Genomic DNA, 12,844 nt, shown 5'->3' on the forward strand with positions numbered 1-12,844 from the left:
TCTTTAACTCGTTTCAGACTTTTTCAAAATAAGTGTCCGGACGTGCCGGGTCGAAACACTCGTTGCACCACATGAAGGTCACCAGGTCTTCCGTTTCCGAAAGGTTGACAATGTTGTGCGTATAGCCGGGAATCATCTCCACGACCTCCATCCTCCCGCCGTTTACCTCGAAGCTGACAATTTCCTCCGTACCTATCTTGCGGAGCTGTATCAGACCATGTCCGCTCACCACCACAAACTTCTCGTTCTTGGTATGGTGCCAGTGCTGGCCTTTCGTAACGCCCGGCTTGGAGATGTTCACCGAGAACTGCCCGCGGTCGGAAGTACGGATAATCTCTGTAAAACTGCCGCGGTCGTCCACATTCATCTTCAGGGGATAGCTGAACCGTTCTTCAGGCAGGTATGAGAGGTATGTGGAATAGAGTTTCTTTGTAAAGGCATCGCTCAAATCCGGGACGGACAAGGTACCGGGCATTTGCCTGAAAGACCTTATCAGTTCCACAATGCCGCCCAAGGTAATGGTATGCACCACGGGCACTTCGCAATAATCACCGTTGCGGTGTTCCCTGCCGCTCAGGGCAGAGATAAGCTCGTCCACCACATCGTCTATGTAAACCAGATGCATCACCACCGAAGGGTCGTTTACCCGGATGGGCAAGTCATGGGCGATGTTATTGCAGAAAGTGGCCACCGCGCTGTTATAGTTGGGGCGACACCATTTGCCGAAAACATTCGGGAAGCGGTACACCAGTACCTTTGCACCCGTTTCCCTGGAGTACTCGAACAACAGTTGCTCCCCTGCCCGCTTCGATTCACCGTAAGGGTTGTCGAGTGCGGCCTGCGTGGAAGAGGAAATCATTACCGGACAGGTATTGCCGTGCTTCTTCAATGTATCAAGCAGCGTGGAGGCGAAGCCGAAGTTCCCTTTCATAAACTCAGACGCATCCTGGGGACGGTTCACGCCCGCCAGATTGAAGACAAAGTCAGCCTGTCTGCAATAGACATCCAGTTCGGCAGAGTCACTGTCCATGTCATATTCGTAGATGGTAAGTTCCTCACCCGCAATGCCGTAATTACGGGCTTTCCCGTCACGGATGTTGTGCAGCTGGGATACAAGGTTCCGGCCGACAAACCCTCGGGCGCCGGTTACTAAGATTTTCATAAACTAATGGGATTGGATAGGATGGAAAAGTTAACAATGGCTATACTATTCACTCTTGATTTCCGCGCTCTTCGCCTTTTCCTCCATCCCGAGGTCTTCGCGGATGAAACGGAGTTTCAAAAGAAGCTTTTTCATGCCCTCCACATCCAGGCGGGCGGTGTTATGGCTGTGATAGTCCTCTATACGGGCAATATCCTCATTGCCTTCCGTGAAGAACTTGTCATAGTTCAGGTCACGGGTGTCGCAGGGAATGCGGTAGTAGTCGCCCATGTCGACAGCCTTTGCCATCTCTTCGCGGGTTACCAGTGTCTCATACAGTTTCTCGCCGTGGCGCGTGCCGATGGTCTTCACCTCCGTCTCACCGTATTTCGGATCAACCTGCGCGTATGTTTCCTTCAAGGCCTGCGCCAGTATATCCAAGGTGGCGGCAGGAGCCTTCTGCACGAACAGGTCACCGTTATGCCCGTGCTCAAACGCATAGATTACCAGATCCACGGCATCGTCCAGCGTCATCATGAAGCGGGTCATGTTGGGGTCCGTTACCGTAATGGGCCTGCCGTTCTTTATCTGCTCCACCCACAACGGTATTACAGAACCGCGGCTTGCCATCACATTGCCGTAACGGGTACAGCAGATGGTCGTACCGGCTTCCTCACCCAACGCACGGCCCTTGGCTATGGCAACCTTCTCCATCATGGCCTTGCTGATGCCCATGGCATTGATGGGATAGGCGGCCTTGTCGGTAGAAAGCACCACCACATTCTTTACACCATGCGCTATGGCGGATTCCAGTACATTGTCCGTACCGATCACATTGGTCTGCACAGCCTGCAACGGGAAGAACTCGCAGCTGGGAACCTGCTTCAAGGCGGCGGCGGAAAACACATAATCCACTCCCATCATGGCACCGTCCACAGACTGGCGGTCACGGACATTACCAATGTAAAATTTTACTTTGGAATTTTGCAGGTGATGACGCATGTCATCCTGCTTTTTCTCGTCACGGCTAAAAATACGGATCTCTTTGATGTCACTATCAAGAAAACGACGCAATACGGCATTACCAAAAGATCCGGTGCCTCCGGTGATAAGGAGGACTTTATCTTTGAAGATGGACATATAAAAATACTATTATTTATTCAATAATTGAGAATATAATTGCACGACCTGATTATTAAATGATTGCCTATATGAATCTATCCTTTCTTTTTTAATAGAAGTTTCCTTATGTAACTCTTTATAAAAAGAACACATTTTTTCAAATAAAGAGTTACTATTGCCACATTCAAAATAAGATTCTTTGCCAATCAATGGATTATTTTTAAACATAGGAATATCAGATACTATCAAGTCAGACCCTAATGAATATACAGATGAAGGTATTCCGCTATTAGTTCCTCTTAAATACGGAAGTATTACACATTTCGCCGATGCTATATATTGTGCATAAACAGCATCATCTACATAATGAAGAACAAACTTTATATTATACTTCTTATACTTAGTAACATCAATACCTGAATTTGGTGGATTATTCCCTACAACATATAAATTAGCTTCAGGATATAAACTGCTAAATTTTTCCCACGATTCCAATAATATATTTATCCCTTTTTCACATCTTAAATGGCCAATAAAAAGGAAATCTATTGTTTTTGTTATATCTGCCTTTATCCACGGATTTAAATCCATAATAGGAAAAGGATGGCAAATTATTTTTGAAGGCTTTATCTGATAATATTGCATCAAATCTACTATTGAATTTTCATTATGTACCAACAAGAAATCAGCCATATTCAACAAATAAGCACGCCGACTATTTTCCTTTGAAATATTTAAATATGAGTTTGCAAAAGGCACCACATCGTGACAAGTTATTATGAGTTTTATTTTCAACATTTTTTTTATTAAAACCAAAAAAGCATATTCTGGAAGGTATGAAGAATTAAGAGAGTAATTTATATATCGAGGACGTTTAAATAGAGCTTCAAAAAAAATGATAAGTAAGCCACAAATTAATTCTACATATCTAATATACGGCCTATACTTAGTTTTCTTCTTTCCTGCTGCTAAATCCGTAAAACGATAAAAAATTTTTTTTCCATTTTTAAACGGATAATAATAGCTGACAAATGCATTTTGCTTTATATTAGCTAAATCAAGAGCTTTAATTATCTCATTAATATATAGACCTGCAGAACCTTGTGTACCAGCATAAATATGAAAAAGGCTATTACTCATCTGTTTAAAAATAAATTAAGAATTACTCTTATATATTCTTTGAATAATACTTTTGAACGTGAAATGCGCCCATTAATTAAGCGTAATAAGATAGTAAACGCACACATCGGCAATACAGATATCAAACACAAAGGATAAAATCTTTTCGTAAAAAGAATACGATTTTTTAACTGACAGATATCTGCAAATTCACTAATCATTATCCCTTTTTCTTTTGTACTCCCCCCTTCTTTATGGAAAACTATGGCTTCTGGAATATATCCTATATTCCAACCACAAGCTTTACCTCGAAGAATCCAATCCAATTCTTCAAAATATAAAAAATAGTCTTCTGACATATATCCAACCTCCTCAATAAATGTTTTTCTAACAAACATGGACGCTCCTACCACATAGTCCATTACTGGTATTGGATTATCGTATTGACCTCTATCCGTTTCATAAGCCCCAATATGTTTACAACGTGCAAACCATTTATTATATACACCTCCAATTGCTTGAATTTTTGTAGGATCATCTAAAAACAATAGTTTATTTCCTAAAATACCTAATTGAACATCTGCATTACTCATGTAATTAACTAAACAATATAATGTATTCGGTTTAACAGTTGTATCATTATTTAATAACCAAATGTATTTTAATTGTTTCAGAGTATCGACAGCATATTTGACACCTATATTATTTCCGCCCGCAAAACCACAATTTCTACTAGAAAGAATAAGAGTAACAAATCCATTAAAATAAACTATTTTTCCATTTTTTGATTCAAAACTCCCATACTTTTCTAATCCCATTCTAAGAATATTCAATGAATCAGGAGTTGAAGCATTATCAACGACTATTATGCGATAATCTGTATAACTCGATTTTAGCAAGGACTCAATACAAGTTAATGTATCAACACTGCCATTATAATTCACTATAACAATTGCTACCATCTAATCTTTCGTAAAAAATAACTAATAGGTCCCCAAATTATAGGAAATGAAATCGCAGAAAAAGTCCACATATTAGCAAATGCATTTAATATTACGACCGAACAAGATAAACTTACAGTCGTTGTATAATATGGATTTTTTTTAGCACTAAAAGCCAAGAGTACAGTATACAATACAAATGTTTGCATAACAAATAATATCCCCATACCCAAGTATCCAAGTTGTGCATAAGCATCAGTATACATAGTAGACACATTAAAAACTGGGGAAATCAAAGGAGGTGATTCTAATTCAGACTTATAAAAATGTTTTGAAATAAAATCAGGACATATACACTTCCAAAAAAAAGTAGAAAATGATCCCGTAGGCTGATATATATCAATACAATTTTGAAGATTACCAATAGGAGAAGCTATATACATGTATGGCCAAAGAAACATATTAGATATGCCTAATGATTCGAAATCATCAGTTGGCTGTGTAAAAGCGACAAATACTGTACTATTCTCATCGTCATTAATACGTACACTACCTATGATACTGAAAAGGTATAATGCCAAGGATATACTAATAATACAATAAATCAATATTTTTCGTTTAAATGCTTTTAATGAAAAAAGATACACAAATAAACATGCAAAAAAAATCGTGAAAAGCATACCTCTATTTACCATCAGTAAAGGAGGGAAAAAAGCTATTATAAGGAAATTATACAAAAGTTTTCGACTAAAATTGCAAATTAGTCTATGAAATATAAAAGTACTGAAGAACACTGTATAAGTAACAAGAAGTACATGAATTGTCGGAATTCCTCCAAAATGAACAAATCCTTCCGTGCCCAATAAAATCTCTAATAAAGGTAACCGTTTAGCATATAAAAACTCTAATACATATAATATTCCCAATAACACAACTCTCCTGTTAACATTTATCGAAACATCAAATGGATTTGAAAAAAAAGACTTCCTACATTTTTGAATATGCAGACCATAAATTAGAGATAGAATAAATGTTATCAACAAAAAGACTATTAACTCTATTGACAAATCAGGTAAAAGAATAGACCAATGCAATGAATATAACATCAAAATAATTACAAAAACATAAATATATAAATAAAAAGGATTAATTATTTTTTTCATTACACATCTTGTCTATCAATGTTCTACAACTCTTATACTGATATCTATACCATTTAATATAGACGAGACGAAATCTAAGCTCATAGATAGGGCACAATAGCATAAGAGAAAGATTTATAAATAGCTTATTTGAAATATTCATTTTATTTTTTATCCATGCTATTAAAACCAACTTAAATCGAACAAAAGGATGTTTTAAGTAGAACGAACAAGAAAGAAGTTTTTTAATATTACTATAATTCATATTAAAAGAGAATATTTTAAACAGTAAATCTGAAAATACTAAAAAATCATTTTCATATAGATTACCATTATGTAACCGATTAAATTGCTTCTCAAAAAAATAAATATGCGAATCAACATGAACTGAAGTAATAATTTTTTTAGATATAGAGTGCTCATTACCAGAAATCCTATAATAATAATCAGGCTTTAAGTTTGAATAACAATATTTGCCTCCAACAGCAATAACTGATAAATTAAAATCAGAATCTTGGAACGATTTTAACTTTATATCCCACTCAATGCTATTTTCTCTTATAAAATCTAATCTATATATATTCGTAACAACAACAAAAGGTAATGTGCGTCTAACCAAATTAGAAATGTCATTACCATTTTCTCTATAACCATACAAAATAGTATCTACATCCATCAATTGTTTTTTAAATCCTATCATAGGAAATACTGCAAAATCTAATTCGGGATGATTTTCAAGGTAATCAACACGTTGTTCAAAGCAATAAGAAGCTATCAAATCATCAGCATCTAAATAAATAAGATATGTACCATTCACAAAATTTATAGCATAATTTCTACAAGACTGAGCACCTTTTATTAATAAATTTGGACGAACAAACAAATGGAAACGAGAATCATAAGAAACCATTTTTTTTACCACCTCTACACTATTATCTGTTGATTGATCATCCACTATTATGACTTCAAAATTCGTATAACTTTGATTTTGTATTGCTTTTATCATACTAGCAATAAACTTTTCAGCATTATACATAGGTATGATTACTGATAACAACCTTCTTTCCATTAATCCCAATTTTTTTAATCCTCTAAAAAAGCATTACAATAGTCTATATCAACTAAAACATTTCCTTTTTATAATCTTCCATCAATCATCTCCCTATCCAAAATACCTTTCACATCATACACAACACCATTTTCATTCTTCAAGAATGAACGTATATCAAGAGAAACAAACTCTTTATGTGCAACAGCAAGTATTACCGCATTGAATTTGCCTTTCAGGCTTTCTAATGAAGATGAAGTGAGTTGCACACCATATTCATGCTCAACTTTATCTGCATTTGCCCAAGGATCATAAACCGTTATGTTCTTGGTATATTCCTCCAATGTGTGATATATGTCAACAATCTTAGTATTTCTTACATCCGGACAATTTTCTTTAAACGTAAAACCAAGGATCAATACATTACTATCTTTCACCAAGACACCCTTTTTATTCATCAGTTTTATCACCTGGTTGCCCACATAATCACCCATACCGTCATTCAGGCGACGGGCAGAAAACATCACACGAGGCAACACACCATATACTTGCGCTTTTTGAATCAGATAATAAGGGTCCACACTGATACAATGACCACCAACCAAACCCGGCTTCAACTTAATGAAATTCCACTTTGATGAAGCAGCCTCTATCACATCGTTGGTATCAATCCCCATCGCATTGAAAATTTTCGCCAACTCATTCATAAAAGCAATATTCACATCACGCTGGGAGTTTTCTATAATCTTTGATGCCTCTGCTACTTTTATGGAAGGGGCTTTATGAGTACCGTTTACCAATACCGAATTATAAACATTATCCACAATATCAGCAATTTCAGGCGTAGAACCGGAAGTCACTTTCTTAATCTTCTCAACCGTATGTTCTTTATCGCCCGGATTAATACGTTCAGGCGAATAACCAGCAAAAAAATCCTTATTAAATTTCAGACCTGACACACGTTCTACTACAGGCAAACATTCCTCCTCAGTAACACCTGGATAAACCGTTGACTCATAGACCACGATATCTCCTTTTGATATGACTTTACCAACTGTTTCACTTGCTCTCCATAAAGGTGTCAAATCCGGACGATTATTCGCATCTACCGGAGTGGGCACTGCAACCACATAAAAATTACATCCACGAATTCTATTGATGTCTGAAGTACACACAAAATCATAATTGCTAATAGCATCTTGCAATAATTCATCAGAGACTTCAAAAGTTGAATCGTGCCCAGCCATCAATTCATCCACACGCTTTCGATTCATATCAAACCCAACAGTGAAATATTTTGTTGAAAAAAGACGAGCTAAAGGAAGCCCTACATAACCGAGACCGATTACGCAAATCTTAATTGAATTCATATACTCTATTTTATTGATTTATAATAACATACAATCATACAGACTCATTAAAACTCATCACTCCAAATCGGTATATTTACATATTCTTTTATTACCGAATCTGCTATAGGATAATTATTGTCAGAGTCAATAAGATATGGCCAATTATATAGAGCAACTTCTACATTCTCTTTATTTATAGTTGGCCCATCATGAAGAATTCCACGTTTTGCTAAGGAGCATTCTATCAAAGAATTGCACATATATAAAGGTAAATGCAAATGATTTTTTCTGCAATAAGCAATCAAATTTTTATTGTTATTATTGAATCTGTCAATCATATGTAATACATATTGCTTTTGCAAATCAGACATGCGCTTTATTTTATATTCATGTTTAACAACCAAATGGAGTTTACAAAAAACTCTTCCCACAATAGAATAAAGCAATGCCCTTAATAAAAGAAGGGGGCATGATAAAGGATAATATCCTAATAATACTTCATTCCACAAAGAATTATTACGAAAATCATATTTATAATACTGAGGTTCCAACAAGTAACTCATCCAAAATAATTTCCGTAATAACAACTTTCCACGACTATCAGATTCTTTCTCTAAAGCATTATAAACATCAAAAGCTTTTGTATATAAATCATCTGACAACTTTAACATCCCCCCAGAAGTAGCTGAAATTGGCTTGTCATAAAAGAAACTATAAAAATAATTATCTGACAAATCCTCTAAAAAATATCCACCTATTTTAGCATGAAAAGTCTGACATAAATCATCTATCAAGACTACTCCTCTTAATTGACAGAGTTGTTTTATACGCAAATAATCCGGGTTGGGAATGCCAAAAAGATGAGAAAGAATAAGAATATCTATCGAATCAATATGTTTCTCTACAATGTCATAAGTTGTAGTAAAATAGTCTTTATCAATATCCATTAATACAACCCTATCCTCGGCCATTTGTATTACATCAAGAACAGTAGAACATGTAAAAACTTGCAACCCTACACGCTTTTTAGTTCCAAATAAATTCAAAAAGAAAAGCAAGGAAGAAGCTCCACTATTAAAAAAAAAACTATTAGATATAGTATTATCAATTTGTTGTCCTTTTCCACAAATACACTCCCACAAAAAATTATAATCTACATTGGGTTTAGAACGTGCTATCATATTCTTCCAAGCATTTTATTTATCAAATTTTTCGCATATTGCCAAGTAGTATCATAACCATATTGTAATTTAAAATATTGACGAGGCTTAGAACTGAAATTTCTAAAGTTTCGTTCTACATGCTCTATCATTGAACCTCCAAAATTAAAAAAGTGTACTTTTGACGAAAAATAACGTATTGCATACCATGTAAGATAAGTATGTCCCCCACTATCACGTAGTTTTTCATCGCTGGCTCCCAGCCAATAATATACTTCTTTTTGGTTATGAAGATAAAATGTTATTGCATGTATCTGATTTTGAGAATCCACTATTTTCAATATCGTCCCCATACCTCTTTTCATAACTTCCTTATATAATTTCCGGACTGTATCATTAAAATAAGGTTTCTTTAGTCCCTGACGCAAATAAGTTTTATCAGACTCTACAAGATACTCTTCCACATCATCAGTCTTTACAACCTGCAAATCAGACTTCTTCTCGACTTTATTCAAGATCCATTTATGTCCTTTACTAAACCGTTTAAATTCCTCTTCAAGCACATAGTTAGAATAGTCTATCACATAAGTATACAAAGTAGTTTGAGTAAATTTTTTCCAATACAAAGGCAACCAATAATCATAATTGTAGTTGAAATGCATAGAAAATCGTTTTATATCCTTCATAACGAATTCTATGATTTGATTAGAATATTCTTTTTGATTAGTAAGCTGCTTTTGTAAACGCATATTATTACGTTTACTCATATCTTCATACAACATACCTAATGATTGCGTCAATGGGGGCTGATGAATATTCCCCGATGAAAAATACGGAAGAGCTAAACCTGCAACAATAAGATTATCTTCATCAAAAAGCGCACAAATTTTAAAATCCGAATCTGTTATTGCATCAAGCCACCAAGAATAATCCCACAAAAAACCTTGAGGCGATTGGTCGACAAAATGGTTCCATACTTCATAATCATCCTCGGATAAATAACGTACAATCATATATACTTATTCTTATTTAATATTTGATTTTTGAATAAACGCAAACTATGCCTATAAATATAAGAGACACACCCTAACACACTTAGCATGAAAGCAATTTTCAGTATCAATCTATACCACAAATCATCTACTAACTGAAAGAAAAAAATTGAAATACACAATAGAAAAAAAATGAAACAAAAAAAATACATTTTTTTCCAATAATATCTAAGATAAGGAACTAACTTCATTGACAAAAGCAATGAGATAACTGAACTTACAAATTGAGATAGCAAAAATGCAACACCTGCCCCTAGATAGCCATAATTAGGAATAAGAATCATATTAAATACAAAATTCAATAAGACTGTGGAGAGGCTTATAATCATTACATATTTAGTATAGGAGAAAAATAGAGATTTGGAAAAAAAGAAATATAGTCCATTTAAAACATACCCAAATGTAATAAATACAATCGGTTGCCAAGATGAATAAAATTCGTCTGTGGTCATGAGCCGTATGAATTCAGGCGAAAAGAAAGTGATAACCAAAGCAACAAAACAACACAGTACATTGGAAATTTCGGCAAATTTATATATTGATTTATAATTTGATGATTCATTTTCTTTCTCCAACTTTTGGTAAAGCCAAGGAGTAAAAGCTTGATTAATACTCGAAGTAAATAAGTTAAGAATATTGCCAAATTGATTAGCTACGCCATACAAGCCCACTTGCTGAATACCAATAAGCTTATTCAATAATATGCGATCTAACATGACAGATAAATATCCTGAAACAGAATGGGGAATCAATGGCAGCGAGTATTTAAAAGCAGCAACTGATATTTCTTTATTAATACACAATGTAATATGAGGTAAAAAACTAATCATAGAATATATAAAGAAAATCATTGATACTATGAATGAGGATATAATTATACCTAATACACCTTGATGAAATACCATCAACATGAGTAAATTTAAAAAGACTTGCAATAGAAAATTACACATCAAATTTAATGTATATCTTAAGCCATCTTGTGTACATTGAAGCCATTGCTGATAAAACAAATACAAAGGACTAAGCATTGTCCCTAATATGGCAAGAAGCAACAAAGGATAAAAAGGTATTCCTTCTGCCAAAGGAACCAGAAGGGCATCATGGAAAATGATACAAATCAATCCCCAGAATGCGGAATTAAAAAGTACCATTAGCAAAATAGTTCCCCACACTATAGCTTGACCTTTAGATGTAACATATTTAAAATGAAAACGGGCAGCAGCAGCATGAAGAGAAACAAGAAATAAAATAGAAAGGAAACCCGTTATAGATGTTATCAAATTCATTATACCATAATCTTCCGGCTTTAAATAAGTTGTGTAAATTGGCAATAGCAAAAAACCAGTGCCTTTTTGCAATAGTGCACAAAAAGTATATAAAGATGAATTTTTCAGTATTTTATTTACAGTCATGTTATTTGGTATACCCCTTTAACCTTTGCTTCACTTTCTCTTCAAATCCATCAGCCCATAATTGACTTGAATCTATGGTATTCCAATTATCTCTATCCAACATCTCTAATTCTATCGCAGACTTCACCCAAACACCTACATCTGCAGGAAAATATTTGCGCACGATGGGAATGTCTATAATGATAATCTTTTTATGAAAAGCCATAGCTTCAAATAAACACGTAGAATAGCCACCCACAATGTAATGCGACTGCGAAATATCCTTATAAAGATTTATTTCTGAAAATGATAACGAAAGATTGGAATATTCATCTATAATCTCTTGATAGAACTGGATGACATCACGAGGATGTAATCTAAGCACAATCTTCTTTTCCGGATAAAAAGACGCCAAATCTTTTGCGAAAGACAACACATGTTCTCGAATGGAAGGTTGTGAAATTATTAAAAAATCATTAATCACTTCCTCACTGGCATATTGCTTAATATACCGATTCAGATGAGGACTGCCAACCGAAATAATCTCATACTTCCAATCTATATATTGTTTCCAATAGTCACCAAAGCTATATAAAATATCAGGAAGATAAGTTGCATATTCATCATGATTTACAATAAAATCATCTGCATGATAGCCTAAATGAGATTGCAAAATAGCACCATGTTGCATTTCTATTACTTTAATACCTAAATCGTGAGCAGCCTTGATTAGAGGAGCATAAGTTTCACCGTACGAACCACAGTTTACAGCAATCAAATTGCATTGTGTCTTTTTTAAGACCCATTTTATCAAAGAATAATATATGCGATGAAAATAATCCAAACGCCCTAACTCTTCAATTGTATAAAGTTCAGGATAATTTTTAATTATATAATCAAAGTCTATTCTCCTTATAGGTTTAATCTTATTAAAAACACGACTAAGTGTAAAAGACAAAAACAGCAAATAAGTTCTTATAAATGACATTGACTTATAAGAATTTTTGGCACGCCATTTAAATTCTTCATCAGCATCTTCAATCAATAGACTATCCTCAGGAAATAGATCATAATAGTAACCATCCATTGAATTATAATAAATCCCTTTTTCGCCTTCTACTTCTACATTAAAAAGAGTAGAAGAGAAAAATACAAGTTTTTTCTTCTTTACTCTTATTCGGATTAGATTACTAAATAATCTAAAAAAAATAGTAGGTTTAGACACTGGATTTCTACTAGAGGATGAAGTATTATCTTGATTCTTACTGCATAACAATTTATATCGCACAAATGGTAAGATCATCATTCCATTACTAAAACGTAACTCTAGCAGTTTTTTATCTTCCAAATAATCCATTCGAAAATGAAATTAAAAA

The 12,844-nt window shown here is 34.5% G+C and carries 11 protein-coding genes; all 11 read right to left on the bottom strand.

From position 1 onward, the window contains the following. Positions 1 to 13 precede the first annotated feature (13 nt). The 11 genes from DXD78_RS13260 to DXD78_RS13310 all read right to left on the bottom strand — a co-directional run bounded on the left by DXD78_RS13260 (position 14) and on the right by DXD78_RS13310 (position 12,825). Positions 14 to 1,162, bottom strand: coding sequence for a capsular polysaccharide biosynthesis protein CapF (locus DXD78_RS13260; RefSeq protein WP_009038501.1), 1,149 nt, complete (start codon positions 1,160 to 1,162; stop codon positions 14 to 16). Positions 1,163 to 1,207: 45 nt separating this feature from the next. Beyond that, positions 1,208 to 2,281, bottom strand: coding sequence for a polysaccharide biosynthesis protein (locus tag DXD78_RS13265; RefSeq protein WP_009038502.1), 1,074 nt, complete (start codon positions 2,279 to 2,281; stop codon positions 1,208 to 1,210). 12 nt (positions 2,282 to 2,293) lie between these two features. Beyond that, a complete protein-coding gene (locus DXD78_RS13270; protein WP_009038503.1) occupies positions 2,294 to 3,403 on the bottom strand; it encodes a glycosyltransferase in 1,110 nt (369 codons plus the stop codon). After that, the gene (locus DXD78_RS13275; protein WP_009038504.1) at positions 3,400 to 4,344 is read right to left on the bottom strand and encodes a glycosyltransferase family 2 protein; all 945 of its coding nucleotides are present in this window, start codon (positions 4,342 to 4,344) and stop codon (positions 3,400 to 3,402) included. The genes DXD78_RS13270 and DXD78_RS13275 overlap by 4 nt, the downstream gene beginning before the upstream one ends. Further along, complete coding sequence (locus tag DXD78_RS13280) at positions 4,338 to 5,486, bottom strand: oligosaccharide repeat unit polymerase (protein WP_009038505.1); 1,149 nt, start codon at positions 5,484 to 5,486, stop codon at positions 4,338 to 4,340. Before DXD78_RS13280 ends, DXD78_RS13275 begins: the two co-directional genes overlap by 7 nt. After that, a complete protein-coding gene (locus DXD78_RS13285; RefSeq protein WP_117652763.1) occupies positions 5,470 to 6,534 on the bottom strand; it encodes a glycosyltransferase family A protein in 1,065 nt (354 codons plus the stop codon). Before DXD78_RS13285 ends, DXD78_RS13280 begins: the two co-directional genes overlap by 17 nt. Before the next feature lie 68 nt (positions 6,535 to 6,602). Beyond that, positions 6,603 to 7,883: a nucleotide sugar dehydrogenase gene (locus tag DXD78_RS13290; RefSeq protein ID WP_009038507.1), complete on the bottom strand. Its 1,281-nt coding sequence runs from the start codon at positions 7,881 to 7,883 to the stop codon at positions 6,603 to 6,605. A gap of 47 nt (positions 7,884 to 7,930) precedes the next feature. Further along, a complete protein-coding gene (locus DXD78_RS13295; protein ID WP_009038508.1) occupies positions 7,931 to 9,046 on the bottom strand; it encodes a DegT/DnrJ/EryC1/StrS family aminotransferase in 1,116 nt (371 codons plus the stop codon). Continuing rightward, on the bottom strand, positions 9,043 to 10,038 hold the full coding sequence (locus DXD78_RS13300) for a GNAT family N-acetyltransferase (RefSeq protein ID WP_009038509.1): 996 nt from the start codon (positions 10,036 to 10,038) through the stop codon (positions 9,043 to 9,045). The genes DXD78_RS13295 and DXD78_RS13300 overlap by 4 nt, the downstream gene beginning before the upstream one ends. After that, positions 10,035 to 11,489 (bottom strand): lipopolysaccharide biosynthesis protein, encoded by a 1,455-nt coding sequence (locus DXD78_RS13305; RefSeq protein WP_009038510.1) that lies wholly within the window; start codon positions 11,487 to 11,489, stop codon positions 10,035 to 10,037. Before DXD78_RS13305 ends, DXD78_RS13300 begins: the two co-directional genes overlap by 4 nt. 1 nt (position 11,490) lies before the next feature. Then, the gene (locus tag DXD78_RS13310; protein ID WP_009038511.1) at positions 11,491 to 12,825 is read right to left on the bottom strand and encodes a hypothetical protein; all 1,335 of its coding nucleotides are present in this window, start codon (positions 12,823 to 12,825) and stop codon (positions 11,491 to 11,493) included. Positions 12,826 to 12,844: the final 19 nt, after the last annotated feature.

Source organism: Bacteroides sp. D20 (genome assembly GCF_003436255.1).
In the GTDB taxonomy this organism is placed as follows: Bacteria; Bacteroidota; Bacteroidia; order Bacteroidales; family Bacteroidaceae; genus Bacteroides; species Bacteroides uniformis.

What these genes read in the sequence shown, in the direction of transcription:
- DXD78_RS13290 (WP_009038507.1), bottom strand. Translation starts at nt 7,883, where the DNA reads ATGAATTCAATTAAGATTTGCGTAATCGGTCTCGGTTATGTAGGGCTT.
- DXD78_RS13295 (WP_009038508.1), bottom strand. Translation starts at nt 9,046, where the DNA reads ATGATAGCACGTTCTAAACCCAATGTAGATTATAATTTTTTGTGGGAG.
- DXD78_RS13260 (WP_009038501.1), bottom strand. Translation starts at nt 1,162, where the DNA reads ATGAAAATCTTAGTAACCGGCGCCCGAGGGTTTGTCGGCCGGAACCTT.
- DXD78_RS13305 (WP_009038510.1), bottom strand. Translation starts at nt 11,489, where the DNA reads ATGACTGTAAATAAAATACTGAAAAATTCATCTTTATATACTTTTTGT.
- DXD78_RS13265 (WP_009038502.1), bottom strand. Translation starts at nt 2,281, where the DNA reads ATGTCCATCTTCAAAGATAAAGTCCTCCTTATCACCGGAGGCACCGGA.
- DXD78_RS13275 (WP_009038504.1), bottom strand. Translation starts at nt 4,344, where the DNA reads ATGGTAGCAATTGTTATAGTGAATTATAATGGCAGTGTTGATACATTA.
- DXD78_RS13285 (WP_117652763.1), bottom strand. Translation starts at nt 6,534, where the DNA reads ATGGAAAGAAGGTTGTTATCAGTAATCATACCTATGTATAATGCTGAA.
- DXD78_RS13270 (WP_009038503.1), bottom strand. Translation starts at nt 3,403, where the DNA reads ATGAGTAATAGCCTTTTTCATATTTATGCTGGTACACAAGGTTCTGCA.
- DXD78_RS13300 (WP_009038509.1), bottom strand. Translation starts at nt 10,038, where the DNA reads ATGATTGTACGTTATTTATCCGAGGATGATTATGAAGTATGGAACCAT.
- DXD78_RS13280 (WP_009038505.1), bottom strand. Translation starts at nt 5,486, where the DNA reads ATGAAAAAAATAATTAATCCTTTTTATTTATATATTTATGTTTTTGTA.
- DXD78_RS13310 (WP_009038511.1), bottom strand. Translation starts at nt 12,825, where the DNA reads ATGGATTATTTGGAAGATAAAAAACTGCTAGAGTTACGTTTTAGTAAT.